Annotated in this window: 13 protein-coding genes, 1 pseudogene and 1 riboswitch; of the genes and pseudogenes, 1 reads left to right on the top strand and 13 read right to left on the bottom strand. The window is 44.3% G+C overall.

Annotated features, from left to right (window positions below; translation table 11 throughout):
- Nucleotides 1-20 precede the first annotated feature (20 nt).
- The 13 genes from ACW12G_RS02765 to leuS all read right to left on the bottom strand — a co-directional run bounded on the left by ACW12G_RS02765 (nucleotide 21) and on the right by leuS (nucleotide 17,499).
- Nucleotides 21-593 (bottom strand): DUF1273 domain-containing protein, encoded by a 573-nt coding sequence (locus ACW12G_RS02765; protein ID WP_455647214.1) that lies wholly within the window; start codon nucleotides 591-593, stop codon nucleotides 21-23.
- A 47-nt stretch (nucleotides 594-640) separates the two neighbouring features.
- Complete coding sequence (locus ACW12G_RS02760) at nucleotides 641-2,833, bottom strand: transglycosylase domain-containing protein (protein WP_455647213.1); 2,193 nt, start codon at nucleotides 2,831-2,833, stop codon at nucleotides 641-643.
- A gap of 24 nt (nucleotides 2,834-2,857) precedes the next feature.
- Nucleotides 2,858-3,472, bottom strand: a complete 615-nt coding sequence (gene recU, locus ACW12G_RS02755; RefSeq protein WP_029509181.1) for a Holliday junction resolvase RecU — start codon at nucleotides 3,470-3,472, stop codon at nucleotides 2,858-2,860.
- Nucleotides 3,473-4,193: 721 nt separating this feature from the next.
- Nucleotides 4,194-5,741 (bottom strand): glutamine-hydrolyzing GMP synthase, encoded by a 1,548-nt coding sequence (gene guaA, locus ACW12G_RS02750; RefSeq protein ID WP_048701237.1) that lies wholly within the window; start codon nucleotides 5,739-5,741, stop codon nucleotides 4,194-4,196.
- A 42-nt stretch (nucleotides 5,742-5,783) separates the two neighbouring features.
- Nucleotides 5,784-6,764 carry an IMP dehydrogenase gene (locus ACW12G_RS02745; RefSeq protein ID WP_029509179.1) on the bottom strand — a complete coding sequence of 327 codons (981 nt, stop codon included), beginning with the start codon at nucleotides 6,762-6,764 and terminating at the stop codon, nucleotides 5,784-5,786.
- A gap of 23 nt (nucleotides 6,765-6,787) precedes the next feature.
- Nucleotides 6,788-7,960 carry an IMP dehydrogenase gene (gene guaB, locus ACW12G_RS02740; protein WP_146976531.1) on the bottom strand — a complete coding sequence of 391 codons (1,173 nt, stop codon included), beginning with the start codon at nucleotides 7,958-7,960 and terminating at the stop codon, nucleotides 6,788-6,790.
- Between the two features lie 199 nt (nucleotides 7,961-8,159).
- Nucleotides 8,160-8,256: riboswitch (purine riboswitch) on the bottom strand.
- Between the two features lie 61 nt (nucleotides 8,257-8,317).
- Complete coding sequence (locus ACW12G_RS02735) at nucleotides 8,318-9,502, bottom strand: NlpC/P60 family protein (RefSeq protein WP_455647212.1); 1,185 nt, start codon at nucleotides 9,500-9,502, stop codon at nucleotides 8,318-8,320.
- 124 nt (nucleotides 9,503-9,626) lie between these two features.
- Nucleotides 9,627-10,523: a zinc metalloprotease HtpX gene (gene htpX, locus ACW12G_RS02730; protein WP_455647211.1), complete on the bottom strand. Its 897-nt coding sequence runs from the start codon at nucleotides 10,521-10,523 to the stop codon at nucleotides 9,627-9,629.
- Nucleotides 10,523-11,071, bottom strand: a complete 549-nt coding sequence (locus ACW12G_RS02725; protein ID WP_010002631.1) for a LemA family protein — start codon at nucleotides 11,069-11,071, stop codon at nucleotides 10,523-10,525. Before ACW12G_RS02725 ends, htpX begins: the two co-directional genes overlap by 1 nt.
- Nucleotides 11,072-11,129: 58 nt before the next feature.
- Complete coding sequence (locus ACW12G_RS02720) at nucleotides 11,130-12,047, bottom strand: hypothetical protein (RefSeq protein ID WP_455647210.1); 918 nt, start codon at nucleotides 12,045-12,047, stop codon at nucleotides 11,130-11,132.
- Between the two features lie 6 nt (nucleotides 12,048-12,053).
- Nucleotides 12,054-12,905, bottom strand: coding sequence for a hydrolase (locus ACW12G_RS02715; protein ID WP_455647209.1), 852 nt, complete (start codon nucleotides 12,903-12,905; stop codon nucleotides 12,054-12,056).
- Nucleotides 12,906-13,022: 117 nt separating this feature from the next.
- Nucleotides 13,023-15,026 (bottom strand): oligosaccharide flippase family protein, encoded by a 2,004-nt coding sequence (locus tag ACW12G_RS02710; protein ID WP_455646742.1) that lies wholly within the window; start codon nucleotides 15,024-15,026, stop codon nucleotides 13,023-13,025.
- 61 nt (nucleotides 15,027-15,087) lie between these two features.
- The gene (gene leuS / locus ACW12G_RS02705) at nucleotides 15,088-17,499 is read right to left on the bottom strand and encodes a leucine--tRNA ligase (RefSeq protein ID WP_455647208.1); all 2,412 of its coding nucleotides are present in this window, start codon (nucleotides 17,497-17,499) and stop codon (nucleotides 15,088-15,090) included.
- Between the two features lie 344 nt (nucleotides 17,500-17,843).
- On the opposite strand from leuS, the pseudogene ACW12G_RS02700 reads away from it, so the two are divergent.
- Nucleotides 17,844-18,029, top strand: a pseudogene (locus tag ACW12G_RS02700) (phosphatase PAP2 family protein); the annotation flags it as partial.

The following is an 18,029-nucleotide window of genomic DNA, read 5'->3' as shown; positions in this document are numbered from 1 at the left end:
TTGACAAGAAATTTGCATGACTATTCTGTAAATGCTTGATTTTCTGCTAATTTTTCTTCATATTCAGTCGCATATTCTTGCAAGCTATACATATCAATCGTCGTTAATGGATATGGCATGGTGGCTTGCTGCTGTTCAATGGCTTGGAGATCATACCGTGTTTTGCCTTCAAAATCAGGATCGTAAACTAATAGTGCCGCATCCGTATGCGAGAGCATAAATTTTTGATAGTTCTTTAATTGCTGCGGCCCTTGATATGGTGCCTGCGAGACGCTATCCACAAAATCACACTGTGCTGCTAATTGCCGCAACTGCGCCTGATTATTTTCTTGCCATTGCTGCCCAAACTGTTGGAATGGATACATCATCGCCACTTTTAATTGGGGAAACTCTGCTTTCAGACTCAGCGCAACAGCCACACTCCACTGTTCCACCCCCAGTTGGCCACCAGTAATCACCCATTCCAATCCCAGATCTAGTTGCTGACGGATCACTTGTTCCAGGGCGTATTTCACCACCGTAATTTTAGGATCTTTTTCACCAAATGTACCGATTTCATAGCTACGATAGCCGGTTACCCATAATCTTGACATAAACCCTCTCTAAAATAAAAAACCTGCTCACGCAAGTTTTTTTAATACTAGTTGTTGCTGTTTGACGAACCAACCGAGGCAGCGCCAGCTGGAATACCAGCTTCACTTGGTGTTTCGCCAGACTGTGACGCAGATGTCACCGTTGGCAAACCACCATTACTCCACTTCGCATTTTTCACTTCATATTCCACAATATTACCATTGATTTTTGGTGTGACCGTATCCGGCATCTTCCAATCCGAGTTCGGCTTGTTTTGCATCGCATATGACATCACCTTTTGATAGTACTGTGCTGGCAAGTCTTGGTATGCCCAAGGAATATAACCTTGAGAATTGTCATCATAACCAGTCCATACTGACAAGACATAAGATCTTGTGAACCCAGTAAACCAAGCATCTTTAATGGCACGATCCGGCATTTGTTCCCCAGGACCGAAACCAACCAATCCAGACTTCCCGGCTTGATGTAGGCCAGGAATCATCGCATCAGCTGCCGTCGCATTTGGCTTAATGACGCCCTTCATCATGTCAGTCAACATAAAGGCCGTACTTGGCTTCATTGCCCGTTTACCCGACACACTATAGTTATGGGTCGTCCCATCCGCAGTCACAACCTTTGAAATATAAGTTGGTTTGTAGTACGTGCCACCATTGGCGATGGCCCCAAACGCACCAGCTTCTTGAACTGTTGACAGTGGCATACCAATCGCATCTTGACCACCAGGGATCTTATTCAATTGAATACCCATCGCACTCATAAACTTAGAAGCATTTTCACCACCAACGGCTTCCAAAGCGTGCACGGCAGGAATATTTCGTGATTGGGTTAAGGCAGTACGCATGGTAATATTACCCATGTATTTCCCATCCCAATCCGTAACATCAATATTTGTCCCAGGGTACTTATACTTTTTATCTTCAACCGTCCGATACGTTGGCCAGTTGAGATACTCAATGGCTGGGCCATAGTCCAACAACGGCTTAATGGATGAACCAGATGAGCGACCAGTCAAAGTCGCGTGGTTTGTCCCAAAAAGAATGTCTTGATTACGACCACCGATTTGCGCCACGATATGTCCGTTATTCGGATCAGTCATTGTCGCCCCAATTTGCGTATTCTTTGATGGAAAGGCAATTGAATTACCATTGGCTAAATCATACATCTTTTGTTGCAAATCAGAATCTAAATTCGTATAAATCTTGAGACCAGGCTTTGACGTATCATACCCCAACGCCTTGGCTTCAGCAAGCGCAGATTGTACGTACCCATCGACGGTTTTACGACCAGCATTGGCCATTTGTGTCTTAGCCGTGATATCTTGTAAGCCATCACTAATTGGCACTTCCTTGGCATCATCAGCTTGCTTTTGACTAATCGCGCCATACTTCAGCATTGCATCGAGGACCGTATCACGACGCGTCTTAGCAGCCGTCGTATCTTTCAGGTACGGATCATAGTTTGTTGGTGATTGTGGCATTCCCGCAAGCAAAGCCAATTGTGGCAAAGAAAGTTCAGTTAACGGCTTCCCATAAAAATATTCAGCCGCCGTTTTCATCCCAGAAATCCCATGTCCCATGTACACTTTGTTCATGTAGAAGGTCAAGATTTCATCTTTTGAGAAATTCTTTTCCACCCGCATAGCTAACCAGGCTTCTTGCGCTTTACGCTTTAAGGTCTGATCAGCAGTTGAGGTACTAAACACCGATAATTTCACCAGTTGCTGGGTTAAAGTTGACCCACCCTGCATCCCTAATGCTGAACCACGTAAGTTAGCTAAAGCAGCACCGGCAATTCGAATGGGATCAACACCACCGTGCTTATAGAAGCGACGATCTTCAATCGACACCACTGCTTCTTTTAACGTTTTCGGAATTTCATTAGAATTTGCGTAATCACGTTGCACCGTCGACAATTTCCAAATCGGATTACCTTGATCGTCATAAATCGCGCTAGAATTTTCAGATGCTAAGTTTGATTCAGTAATATTAGGCGCTTCATTCGCATAAGTAAAGAAGACGGCTGCGCCAGCTAGCGCTCCGATAAACCCTAAGGTTAATAGCCATAAAAAGACGGTTAAGAGTATCCGTCGCCAAGATTTACGCTTCTTTGGTGGCTTTGAACCGCCCGTTCCACCCCCTTTGCCGTGATGCGGGGGAATCGTTGGGGGCTCAGTTGCAGGATGATTATCATACAAATTTTGATTACGATTCACACGTGACCATTGGTTATCATTTGCCATAATTTTTGGGCGTACTCCTAAATGTTAGTCTAGCTGTTGAAAATATTGGTCAACTGCTTTTAAATAATCCAAACTGGGGTTCAGGCTGTGTGGGACTCTAAAACCATCACGCACGATTGCTTGATACGGAATTGATTGTTTACCTTGCAGGCGTTGCCACTGTTCAATTAAGTATCTGGCCGGATAGACGTAAGTTTCATCTAACGTTGTAAACTTAATTAAAACAAAGCCGATCCCATTTTGTGCCAGCACTTGCGCCAAATGCACAATCTGATGTTCATGAAAATTTTTCAACGGAAAAGACGTCTTATTTTTTGTCTCTTTCGCATCAAAATCAAGATACCGACCCTGATACACACCATTATAATCAGTTGTCGACGCTTGCTTAAAATAAGCCTCAGTAATCTTGGCGGCAGCACGAGCGGGATAGTCCACTTTCACAATCGTAATTGGGGTTGGCTTTTTATGTATGACAGCCAGCTTGTTCGCTAAGTAATAGGCATTTGCAAGGTTAATTTCTTCTTCTAACCCCATGCCGCGTTTACCAAACGTTAAGGCCTTTTTAGTTGTCTTCCCAACCCGAACTTGATTGGCTGCTGTTGCGGTACGTCGAATACCAGCAGGATAATGAATCGCCATAAATGCCCTCAGATTATTTTGCACTATATACCTACCTATTTTACCATAAATCAAGACAATACAAGCGATATCGACCAGTATTATCAAAAGGCCGATATATTTTTAACGTATTGCTTTGACTGACCATCACATAAAAAAGACCCCAGCAAACAGCAGCTATTGGTCAATAAGCTGAAAGGAGATAGGGTAGGATTAAATCATGTTCTTAAGCTATCTGCTGGGGTAGCAGCAATATGAATCACGCCATCGCTACACAGTTATTATACCGCAGAGATGATAATACTTGTAAAAATTGACTTCTCAATTTTTTACAATACAAAAAAACGCCAGGTACTCAATAACATCAAGTACCTAGCGCATGATAATTTTAAAACCCAGCACACCCCTAAGACATCTTTCACAAATCGTTTTTTGATAACGTCTCAAATAAAATATATGGAAAATAAAAATATATGGAAAAAATTGCTTTGCAGCATACTAAATAAAACAAAAAGACGGTTTGTGCTGGGCTGACGCAGCGTCGTGCTACAAGTAAAATATATCACAATCTCATTATTTTTGTCAAACCTTTATCAAAACTGAATCGTCATCGGCGAATTGTTGGCTTGTTTTAATCAAAAAGGTCACGTATAGCATGCCTATACGTGACCTTAAATGATACTTTTAATTACCCCAAATGTCCCCAGAAACGCCTGTAACCCGCGTTATTAGGGGGCTATTTTTATTCCCATTCAACGGTAGCTGGTGGCTTAGCCGTGATGTCATAGACAACGCGGTTAATGTGCCCCACTTCATTGACAATGCGGGCAGAAATCTTTTGCAACAATTCCCATGGCAATTGCGCAAAGTCAGCTGTCATGCCATCAACTGACGTAATGGCACGAATCGCGATTGTATAATCGTATGTGCGATAGTCGCCCATCACACCAACTGAACGCACACCAGTCAACACGGTAAAGTATTGCCAAACGTCACCTTCAAGCCCAGCCTTAGCGATTTCATCGCGGAGAATCCAATCTGATTCACGGACGATTTCAAGCTTATCTTCCGTGATATCACCTAAGATACGGATCCCCAAACCAGGACCTGGGAATGGCTGACGCCATACCATTTCATGTGGCATATCCAAAGCTTCACCCAATTCACGAACTTCATCCTTGAACAACGTGTTCAATGGTTCAATCAACTGGAATTGCATATCTTCTGGCAAGCCACCCACGTTATGGTGTGACTTGATGGTTTGAGCTGTATCAGTACCTGATTCAATCACATCAGTATACAAAGTACCTTGCGCCAAGAAGTCGATATCTTTGAGCTTAGCCGCTTCATCATTAAAGACTTCAATGAATTCATTGCCAATGATCTTACGCTTTTGTTCTGGATCAGTGACGCCAGCCAACTTTGATAAGAAACGTTCTTGCGCATCGACCTTAATAATGTTCAAACCAAATTGCTTGCCCATCATTTCCATCACTTGTTCCGCTTCATTCTTACGCAACAAACCATGATCCACAAAGATTGATGTCAATTGGTCACCAATTGCTTTATGCAACAAAACACCGACAACTGACGAATCCACCCCACCAGATAGACCGAGCAAAACTTTCTTGTCGCCAACCACTTCACGAATACGTGCAATTTGTTCGTCGATGAAGCCACTCATATCCCAGTTTGCTTCTGCGCCAGCAATATCAAACACAAAATTGTGCAAAATTTGCTTACCATGGTCAGATAAGGTTGTTTCGGCGTGGAATTGTACACCATACAGACGACGTTCATCGTTGGCAATCGCTGCAATCGGTGTCTTATCAGAACCACCAGCAACAACAAAGCCTTCTGGCAAAGCCACAACGTTATCTGAATGGCTCATCAAGACCGTTTGATCTGCTGGTGTGTTAGCAAACAACAAGCCAGCTGTATCTGTTTGGTGTAATACTGTTTGCCCAAATTCCCCGTTACCAGGGTTTGCTTCAACTTTTCCACCCAAGTTCTGAGCCATGAGTTGCATCCCGTAGCAGACACCCAATACTGGAATACCCAATTCAAAGATGTCATTATCAATCGTAAAAGCATCTTCTTCGTAGACCGACTTAGGGCCACCAGACAAGATAATCGCTTTTGGATTATAGGCCTTCACTTCATCGGCCGTCATGTTGCGTGACTTTAATTCAGAAAAAACACCCATTTCACGAATGCGGCGGGTAATCAGTTGGTTATATTGGCTACCGTAGTCTAGTACAAGAACTTTATCGGCGTTTACATTAGCCATGCATTATACTCCCTTTTATCCATTATGCGCATTTGCGCGAATTTATTGCGCGTAATTTGGCGCGATTTTAGTGATTTCAACATCGTGTGGATGTGATTCGCGCAGACCATTATCCGTAATTTGAACAAATTGTGCTGTTAGCTTAAGGTCGACAATCGTTGACGAACCAGTATAGCCCATCCCCGCACGCAAACCACCGTCTGCTTGGAAAATCGCATCATCAATCGACATGTCACCACCAGCAAATGTACCGTCTGCTTCTAGTACTTCACCCTTCAGTAAATCAGCTACCAAAATGGCATCAGCACCAGCAGAAATAGCTTTCACAACGTCACCTGAATAGTGTACGCCACCAGTGGCAATCACTGCCTTATCATAGTCAGCTGCCACTTCAGCAATGGCCATTGTCGTCGTCAAGAATGGGTACAAGGCGTTGTTTGGTAATTGTGAATCGACTGAACGACCAGCAATCACGGCATCGACACCGTCTTGATAAAGCGCACCAGCAATACCTTGATCTTCAACCACCCCAACAGCGATAAACGTCGTTGGAAAGGCTTTACGTACCGCTTTAACAATATCATTAGTTTCTTTGTTCAAGCCAGCTTGCAAGTAGAAGAAAATCGCATCAGCACCGGCTGCAACGAGTTCGGCTACGCGTTCTTGCGCCCCAGTTGTCAACCAAACTTCAGCCGCAACACGTACGCGACCTTGGGCATCCAAAAAGGCTTTTGGATACTTATCCAAGTCAACCACTGTTGCTTTAGCAGCCGCAACTGCAGCCGCTTGTGCAGCAATATCTTCTTGTTCGGCAATGACACCAAGACCACCATTTAGCGCAGTCGCAGCAACACGGCTATCCGTGGCTGTGCCATTAGCTTCTGCAATCAGTGGGATATTGAGTGTAAAGTTATCTGCAAGTTGTGTCGCCAATGACACGGTATGCGGCAAAACATTTGATGCACCAGGCACTAGCAAGACTTGATCATAGCCTAGGCCCATAATTTCAGTATTTTCAGACATGTTTTTTCTCCGTGAATTTGTCATTAAAAGGTTGGGATCGTGATCGTCTTTTTCACGTTGTCACGTTCTGCTTCATAATCAATTACTTGGATATCACGCATAATTCGGTGGCCCTTTGTCAAATCATCGATTGATTGTTCACCAACTTTGGCCATTTCTTCACGAATTTCTGCCATCATTGTCCCTAACACATCAGCCAAAGCACCCTTATAGGCCACACGCGCTTCAATACCTTCGGGTACCATTTTCTTCGCTTCATTGACTTCGCCTTGGAAATAACGATCCTTTGAACCGGCTTCCATGGCTGCAATTGACCCCATCCCACGGTATGTCTTGTATTGCTTACCGTTATCTTCAAAGACTTCTCCTGGTGTTTCTGCTGTCCCAGAAAACATTGAGCCAAGCATCACAGCATTACCACCAGAAGCCAAAGCTTTAATAATATCTTCCGCCGTCTTGGCCCCACCATCAGCGATGATTGACTTGCCACGACGAGCACCTTCTTCAGCAGCATCACGAACTGCTGAAAGTTGTGGTACACCTATACCAGCAACGACACGGGTTGTGCAGATTGAACCAGGGCCAATACCAACTTTAACCACGTCAGCACCAGCTTCATACAAAGCAGCTGCACCAGCAGTTGTGGCAATATTACCCGCAATAATGTTTAATTCTGGAAAGGCCTCACGCACTTCAGACACTTTACGCAACACACCTTCAGAATGACCATGTGCTGAATCCAAAACAATCGCATCAACGCCGGCAGCAACCATTGCTTCAACACGCTTGACTGTATCTGACGTCACACCGACCGCACCCGCCACTAGCAAACGCCCTTGGGCATCAACCGCAGCATTAGGGAATGCCGTCTGATCAAAAGTAGCCGTTTTAACGGCACGAATTTCATCTGCTTGTTCTGCAATAGTCATATTCTTATGCACAACACCTAAGCCACCTAACTTCGCCAATTCTGTGGCAAAACGCGCTTCTGTAACCGTGTCCATTGCAGCTGAAATCAAAGGCAATTGTAACTTTAACGTTGGCGTCAACACCGTGCTGACTGATACATCTTCTGGTTGGATTTGCGCAGTTGCGTCATAAACCAACTTCATATCATCAAAAGTTAAGCCCATCTTGGCAAACTTATTGCGTGCGCTGAACTTAGGCTTTTCGTCGTCTAAGAAAAATTTTTGCATGAGATCCTCCGATTTTAAACGTGATAACAACAGTGCCATGATTATGACTGTGTGTTCACCATTTATTGTTTAGTTAGGCCTTTTTGTCAACACAATTGTTAACGGATCCGCCGATTATGAGATAACAAAATTCGATATTTGGATACAAAAAAAGCATTTGGGATACACAGATCCACAAATGCTTGGCCAGTATTAAAGATACGAGCTAACACTTGCGGATAGTCACGACTTTTGGGGCGTGGTAGAAACTGCTGGCCATTTTCCAGCGATATATCTGCAAATAAACGATTTAGTTATTGGTATTACTTTACAGGTTTTTATGAGAAAAATCAACCCTTTTAATCTCACGAAATCTAGCTAAAATTGCCCGGCAAAACTTGGCATAAATGCAGATGAAATGGTTTCAACACGTACGGTTTCGCCTGGACCTGGGGCCGTCACATAGGCTTGATTACCAATATAAATGGCCACATGATAACTAGCCCCTGGCGTTCCCCAAAAGAGCAAATCACCTGGTTTGGCATCAGCCACCGCTTTCTTTTGAACGTAACCTTCTTGTGCTACCGAAGAATGTGGTAGCGTTTTACCAATTGCTTGCTGGAAAACATAGCGCACAAGTCCTGAACAATCAAAACCAGCCAAGTCGTCGCCACCCCAAGCATACGGAATGTGTTGTTGCGTCAACGATTGTGCTAATGCCACAACACTTGGCGTTGCATTTGATACCGTTGGCGTGTTTGTTGGTAACGTCACGGGCTGTGCCGGCTTGGCATCAGTTACAACATGATCTGATGTATTGTCCACGTTCACATCAGATTGGTGATTATTTTCTGTGGGTTGCGCGACTGTTGATGACGTTGGTTGACGTAACTGATCCCCTGATGACACCACCAAATCCACTGCATCACTGGCCGTTGTGCCAGTCGTCAACGTTGCCGTATCAGTTACCGGACGCGTCACTGGTTCAGTCACGGTTGGTTGATTAGGTTGCACAAGTGGTGTTGATGCCGGTTGTTCGGGTGCTGGTTGCACTGTCACATCACTTGGCGTTGTTGTTTCTACTGCTACGCTCGCAGACGCACTGACTGTTGTTTGGTCAGCAGCAATGGTTGGTGCGACAGGTTGTGTATCGACAACTGATGGTGATGCGGTTGCTTGTGTTGTTGGGATTACCAACTGTTGGCCCACAGAAATCAAGTCAGAACCTTGATTATTCGCCACCAGTTCTGCCACACTAACATCATGCGCTTTGGCGATGTCCCAGAGTGAATCGCCATATTGTACGCGATAAATTTCTGGTTTTGTGGTGACGACAGCTTGTGGCGTTGTCGGTGTCGACGCCACGACTTTACCCGTGGCAATTTTTAATGGTGCCGTCGCGGACACACTCGTCTGTATAACTTTGCCTTGTCCAGATAGTGACACAACAGCCTGATTAACTGCCCGTTGGACTGTATCAGCATGTGCTAAGCCAGTACCAAGATCGGCAACACTCAGTAAGCCCAACCCGGATGCAACGATTTGTTTATCAATTCTTTCCATACCGAATCCCTTCTCTTTGCAACAAGCTTTAAACTTTCTTAATTATCTTTATTCTATCATAACAATTAAAATTTGGTGTGCACATTTACAACAAAAAAACATTGGCTAAAAAAAGCCTATGATTTTACATTTTCTCTAAACGGACAAACCGTTCTGCAATCGGTGGATGTGTATCAAAAAGATGCGCTTTCTTTTCTAATGGGTTACTAATATAGAGCGCCGCCGATGATGGATCAACATCTTGCATTGGTGGGGCACTGTCTAATTTACGTAACGCTGCAATCAATTCTTGCGGATTACGGGTTAACGCCACACTGCCCGCATCTGCTAAGTATTCACGGTTACGTGAAATAGCCATTTGAATGATCGCTGCAACTAACGGTGCAAACATCATGACCGCCAGTGACAAGACAAAAATAAGAATCTGCCCGCCACCACTATTATTGTCGCGATTATCTCGATCACGGCCGCTCGCGCCAGCGAAAAACCACCAATTACTGGCTAAGTTGGTCAGCATGGTAATCGCTGCTGTTAACGCTAACGCAATTGTTGCAATGCGAATATCATAGTTACGAATATGACTCATTTCATGCGCAATCACACCTTCCAGTTCCTGACGATTCATTAACGCCAGCAGCCCCGTTGTCACGGCCACAGCAGCAGTTTTCGGGCTATTGCCAGTCGCAAAGGCATTCGGACTATCATCTTGAATAATAAACACACGTGGCATTGGTACTTGTGCCACCATGGCCATGTCTTCAACCGTATGCCAAAGTTCTGGTGCTTGGTCAGCGCGTGTTACCTCAATGGCATGATTCATGGTCATCACCAAATTAGTTGAATTACTCACCATCAATAAACTATAAATGGCGCCAATGACCAACCCGCCAACGATTCCCGTTGTCAAAGAACCTAATAACAAGTAACCAACCGCAGCCCCAACAAGCCCAACTAGGATTAAAAAACCAAGCAAAAGGCCAACTGTCCGTCGTTTATTGGATTGTATCTGCTCATATAACATTAAAACTTAACCGTTGGCACTTCTTTCTCAGACTCAGGGACCGCAATAAATTCGCTGGGTTCAAAATGATGGATACCGGCAATAATATTGCTAGGAAAAGCTTGCAACTTCGTGTTATAGCTTGCTGTTGTCGTGTTAAACAATTGCCGTGAGTAGGCAATTTTGTTTTCAGTATTTGTTAATTCTTCTTGCAATTTCGTAAAGTTTGCACTCGCCTTGAGGTCAGGATAAGCTTCAGCAACGGCAAACAAGTGTGTCAAGGCGTTTGACAATTGATCAGAAGCTGCCATTGTGGCCGCAGGGCCTTGCGCACTTGACACATTTGTCCGCGCATCTGTGACAGCTTGCAACGTTGACTTTTCAAAATCAGCATATCCTTTTACCGTATTGACTAAATTAGGAATTAAGTCATTTCGTCGTTTCAATTGCACATCAATTTGGCTCCAAGCCTCTTTGGTCTGCATACGCGACTTAACCAAGCCGTTGTACACGCTAATCCACACAATGGCAACAACTGCAATGATGGCAACGCCAATCAGTAATGTCATATTGATCTCCTTTAAATACATCTGACAACAAAGTACTCGCAACACGCGTTCAGCGTTATCAATCGACAAACACTTCGCGCTTATCTTTTAACCCAACATAGGTCAGCTGTTCGGCATACCAATAGTAAAAGAACGGCAGTTGCTGTAGTAACGTGAAAATTGTGATGACCTTATCATGATCTATAATATCATAAGTCCATTGCGAATGGCCGTCATCTTGCCGATGTTGGGTCAGTTTCAAGGCAATATCACCGATACTAATTTCCGCACCTGAAGTCTCTCCTTGCATGCGCTTGAGCACAAATTGTTGTTTAGCCGCTGTGACAAACAAACTATCTAAGACATAGGCCGGTAAATCCTTTTGCATCATGACTAAGGCCGTTTGTTGCGCCGCGTCAAGTCCCGGCATATCAATATCATAGCCAATATCCCCCAGCTGCATCGCAATGGCCACCAAGCGTTTTTGGAACGTGGTTAGTGCCTCAACCCCGGCAAGTTGGATCGCCTCTGTTTGTACCAATTTGGCAAACTGCTGGGTATCCAAATACAACCGTTGCCGATTCATATCCCAGTAAAGGACACGCAAGTTTTGGGCCGTTTCTTCTAAATAATAACCGCCAGCAGCCAACGGTGCTTTCGTAAAGCGGAAAGCGGCATTTGGCCATTCAGAAAAATGTAACTCCGCCACTTTTTGCCCTTGCGGGAGTGCAATGGTTGTGTCTGAAAGGGAAGCCGCTTCTGATAACTCGGCAAAGGCCACAGTGACCCAGTGCGTGTTGGGAAACCAAAACGGATTGGCAATTCGCATCATCTCAGCTTGATGCATATCGAACGCCAGCATCTTTTGTAAAATATCTAATAATTCGGTTGGTTCTGTCGTTGTGCCCAATGCGTCGACAAGTACTTGCCAACGTTCAAATAACATGAGATCTTTTCTAAGTTGTGCACTATATTGGTTTGTTTCGAAATTATCCATACACACCTAGTCCTTACTAAATTGTGTCAAGTAAGCCACATAGCTATTAGCCAAAGCCGTCGTGAATGCCGGCACTGTTTCAAATTGGCTCAAAATGGCTTGCAATTCAAGTTGGCGTAGCGCATCTTCTTTTTCCAAAGTGAGTAGTTCTTCTTGTTGGACAGCCAACTTCTTTTCCACTTCAGGCACTCTTTTTTGCGTCGCCAATAATAGTTCGCGCTTTTTTTCCAAGCTTTCACGAGTCGCCTTATCATTTCGGCCAAACAGACCCGATTTGTTGGCCTGCAACGCATTAATTTGATCTTCAAGGACCTGCAATTCTAGCCGTCGCTTGGTATCCTCAGCCAAAAAAGCCTCTAGTCCCATGATAATTTGATTGACTTCTTGGATATGCGCTGCATTCAAACTATCGCCGTTGGCTAATTGCGCGGTTTGTGTCAATTCTGTCACCACTTTTTGGTCATAATCAATGGTAATCGTGAGCACATTTAAAACGCCGAGTTGCCGATGATGCCACCAGTCACCAAGATAAACCCGATACAATATGGGATTTTCGTCATCTTGTTCAAAACGTAGAAAATCAAAATTTGCCGTTAAGTAGGCCAATAATTCTGGCGCTAAAAAGTGCGCAATATCTTGCTGAATATCAGCGACTAAACTCGCCAGTTCCTGATTACTGTCAGCATGCGCGCGTTGTCGAATTTGTTCATTATATTTTTTTGAATCGAGCAATTCATAGACCAATGGCACTTGATTTGTCGAAATTGCTGTCTGCAATTGGCCCAAATACAAAATTTTGTGATCTAATTGATTAATTAACTCTGGTTGCAAAACGGTTTGCGTGTCTTGATTTGTCATAACAGACCTCCTATCGCACAAAACTTATTTTTAGCATACACCAACCCTGCATTGAAAAGTAGTCTATTAATAATTTTTTATCTACTTCATTTGGCGTCAAAAAAAACGACGAGTCACTCATCGTTTTGGTTGTAATATAGCGGGGATCCGGTCCATGCGCGGTCCAAGAAGATCATCCCCAAATCCCATTTTAAGATAAATGATTGCGACAACAATGCCACCAATGCCGGCACTTAAGAACGTTGTCAATGTGACAGACAATTTGGTATCCATTGGGAATACAAAGTTGCTCATCACAAACACAATCCCGTAGGCTACCGCTGCCATCACTAAGGCACCCATGAATAATTGCCAGAGTTCTCTACCAAGCGACCCCAATGACACGCCATACGCCGCATTGAGATAATCTAGCATAAAGGCAATCGCTACGGTCATCCCAATGACACTTGCAATTAACGCGCCCATGCCCTCAAAATAGCGAATCATCGGTACTTGCAAAACAATTTTGACTAACAAGCCGTAAACAAACGCCTTAATCACAATGGAAACTTCCGATAATGCTTGTAAAATAAACGCCAGTAACATAAACAAACTAAAGACAATGGCCAAAATTGTTGAATATTGTAGTAAGTAAATGCCCTCTTGATTTGATACATCAATTGGGTAAAACATCTTATACAATGGTGAGGCAATCGCAAACATCCCCAAAGCACTTGGCAACATCACAATCGCAAACAGCTTAATGACCTGCTTAAGCTGTTGTTGAATATCGGCGTGTGTCAAAGTCGCCTTACTACCCGACAGCATTGGCAAAGCAGTTGCGGCGATACTTGTCGAAAATGGCACAATGATCATAATCAACTTATTCGGATTGGCACTAAACAAGGCAAAATCTGTCTGTAACTGTGCATTCGTCATAGCAAAAAAATGACTCATCACATTAAAATAAGTATATTGATCGACTAATTGGAACAGTGTGATAGCGGAACCAATAATAATAAACGGCCAAGATTCTTTTAAAATATCCAGGATTAATTTTAAGGTTGGTGTTTTGACGTGTGGCGCATCATGTGGCATTGGCTGCATCACAATGTTGTGATACTTAATCCAGCCCCAACCAAGCACCAGCATACTAAACAGCGCACCGATGAAGGCCGCAAAGGTTGACTGCACCACAACGGCACTCCAGTTACCCGGCGTCGCTTTCAAAATAATCACCGCACTCACCAACATATAGATGATACGTGCAATCTGTTCAACAATTTGAGACAAAGCTGACACGCTCATCAATTGGTAACCCTGAAAAATGCCGCGCAACATCGACATTAATGGGAAAATTGCTACGGCCGGCGCCAAAGAATGCAGCACTGGGATAAAGTTCGGATCTCCCATGGCTAACCAAGGGGTTAGTACATAAATCGCGGCCCCAAAGACCAATCCCAGAAATACCCCTAAAATCAAGGAGTGCCGCGTTAATTGTCGTGATTGATGCACATCACGTCGCGCATGATATTGCGCCACCAACTTTGAAATAGCAGCCGGGACACCAAACGTTGCAATGGCCAAGAAAACAGCATAAATATTGTACCCCTGGCCAAACAAACCATTAGCCCGGTTTGAATCAGCACCTAACAGCGCCATCCAGGGCACAATATAAACCGCGCCAAGAATACGAGAAATAATATTCCCTGCTGACAGCCAAGCTGAGCCTTTGATCAGCGTCGCTTGCGCCTGATCTTGTGCTGACTTTGTGGCGTCTGGTTGAGGCGTAGGCGCTTTTTTGGGCGTCACAACCGTTTTGATGTCGCTCGCGAACGGATCGGCAGCTTGCGAAGACTGCAACTGGGGCTTCTTTTTCCGAATGTTTTGACGCGCTTGGTCATTCTGTGCTTGCATTGCCGCTAATTGTTCAGCAGCGCGTTGTGTTTGTCCCTGAGGCTGCGGGCGTTTTGATTGTGGTTGACGAGCAGCTGAACTATTATCAGGTTGTTTTTTTGCTTGGATGCGTTGACGGGCGCGGGCTAGAATTTCATCTGCACTTAATATCTGGCCGTCCACATTGATTTTATCAACATGCTTTCCTTGCATTTTTGAATCGCTTGGATGCTGTTCATCCGTCATGTGTGTACTCCTCTTGCATTATGTACGCTGGTAATGGCTTACCAGCATCTTAAATCATCTTTTAGCCAACGACAATGTTGACAAATTTGCCTGGAATGGCGATGACCTTGCGGATTGTCTTATCCGCGATAAACTTTTGAACGTTATCATCTGCTTTAGCCGCAGCAATCATGCCATCTTGATCGATATCACGCGCCACAGTGGCCTTACCACGCACTTTACCGTTGACTTGGAAAATAATCTCAACCGTATCTTCAACAAGTTGTGCTGGATCATAAGTTGGCCAAGCCACGTATGAAATAGAAGCTTCTTGTCCCAAACGGACCCATAGTTCTTCTGATAGATGCGGTGCAAATGGTGCCAATAGTTGCACAAAGCCTGTCATGTAATCCAAGAACAAGCTGTCGGCCTTATAGGCTTCATTGACAAACACCATCATTTGAGAAATTGCCGTGTTAAAGCGCATGTTTTCAAGATCTTCCGTGACCTTTTTCACCGTTTGATGATAAATCTTATCCAACTCACCGGAATTAACCGTCGTAACACGGTCACGTAGTTGACCGTCATCATCAATCAACAAGCGCCAAACACGATCTAACCAACGGCGTGAGCCCGTAATGCCTTCTTCAGACCATGGCTTGCTTTGCGTCAATGGTCCCATGAACATTTCATACACTCGGAGGGTATCGGCACCAAATTCAGCCACGATATCATCCGGATTGACCACGTTACCCTTTGACTTCGACATCTTTTCATGGTTCTCACCAAGAATCATACCTTGGTTGACCAACTTTTGGAAGGGTTCCTTTGTTGGCACAACGCCAAGATCATACAAGAACTTGTGCCAGAAACGCGCGTACAATAAGTGTAACACAGCATGTTCGGCCCCGCCAACGTACAAGTCAACATTCATCCAATACTTTAATTTCTCGGGATCAGCCAATTGTTCTTGGTTACGTGGATCAATATAACGCAAGAAATACCATGATGAACCAGCCCATTGTGGCATCGTATTAGTTTCACGACGGCCCTTCACGCCATCTTCACGGGTTACTTCTAACCAATCGGTTAGGTTTGCCAGTGGTGATTCACCATTACCTGAAGGTCGTAGTTCAGTTGCACGTGGCAAAAGCAATGGTAATTCGGCTTCAGGCACAAGACTCTTCGTCCCGTCTTCCCAATGAATGACTGGAATTGGTTCACCCCAATAACGTTGCCGTGAGAAGACCCAGTCACGCAAACGGAAGTTTGTTTGTGCGTGTCCTGCTTGATGGGCTTCCAACCAAGCAATCATCTCATCAATTGCTGTTGCTTTATCCAAGCCATCCAAAAATTCTGAGTTGATGTGCACACCATCGCCAGTATACGGTGCTTCGGTAATATCGCCACCAGCAATCACCGGCTTAATATCGAGACCGAACTTCTTGGCAAACTCATAATCACGCTCATCATGGGCTGGTACCGCCATGATAGCCCCCGTCCCATAAGAAGCCAAAACATAATCAGCAATCCAAATGGGTAATTGTTCGCCGTTGACGGGATTAATGCCATAAGCACCAGTGAAGACACCAGACTTATCCTTGTTCAAATCCGTCCGTTCAAGATCTGACTTTGCTGCGATTGACGCACGGTAATCGGCCACTGCTTGGGCTTGTTCGGCTGACACAATTTGATCAACCAATGGATGTTCAGGCGCTAACACCATATAACTTGCGCCAAAAAGCGTGTCCGGCCGTGTTGTGTAGACTTCGATCTTGTCGTCAGTATTAGCAACGTCAAAGAAAACTGCTGCCCCCTTTGAACGACCAATCCAATTACGTTGTTGTTCTTTAATCGCTTCTGGCCAATCCAAGTCTTCTAAATCGTCAACCAAACGATCAGCGTACGCTGTAATCTTTAAGACCCATTGACGCAAGGCTTTACGTTCAACAGGATTGCCAGAACGTTCTGACTTACCATCAATGACCTCTTCATTGGCCAAAACCACACGGTCAATTGGATCCCAGTTGACCATCATGTTAGACTCGTAAGCCAAACCTTTTTCGTACAACTTTTCAAAAATCCATTGTGTCCACTTATAATATTCTGGATCGGTTGTGTTAATTTCACGATCCCAATCATATGACAAGCCCAAAGCTTTGATTTGTTCACGGAAATGGTCAATGTTTTCGCTAGTGAAGTCTGCTGGATTATGCCCCGTCTTCATTGCATATTGTTCCGCAGGTAAACCAAACGCATCCCAGCCCATTGGATGTAAGACATTATACCCATTGGCACGCTTAAAGCGACTCATAATATCCGTGGCCGTGTAGCCTTCGGGGTGTCCCACGTGCAAGCCTTGGCCTGATGGATAAGGGAACATATCCATGGCATAATACTTGGGCTTGCTGGTGTCATCTGTCGTCGCAAAAGTTTGGTGTTCATCCCAAAACTTTTGCCACTTTTGCTCGATTTGTTGATGTTCGTATGGCATGTTTGTTGATGTGATAGGCTGTTAACAGCCTATCACGTTCCTCCTGAAAAATTTAATCACATTTAGGCTAAAAAATCGCCCTATGTCACACTAAAAAGTGTGACATAGGGCGATTTAACGCGGTACCACCTATGTTCACGTATTCCTACGCCTCAAAAGTCTTAACGCGACGCCACGTCAAAAGCTACTGTTAGTTCACTCTCAATTGCTTTAACCGAGTTCCACATGTTGCTTGGTAGACTTGCACCACCGTCTACTCTCTGAATGCCACGCAATGTGTACTAATGCTAAATATAATGCTCTAATTATATCACGTTTTCTGTAAATCAGGTATACTATATATTATGCTTAAGAAACAAAATTTTGACTTATTTTTAACTGTTTTTGCCGCTTTAACCTTCACGGTGTTACTCATTGGTGTCCTGACCAAAGCCACCTGGTTAGCGCAATTGAATCATATCGGTCAGCTGGTCATTCAACAGCGCTCACCGCAGTTAAATACCCTATTTATGACCGTAACACAATTAGGT

This window comes from Leuconostoc sp. (assembly GCF_965300815.1).
This window is presented reverse-complemented; position numbering and strand designations above follow the sequence as displayed.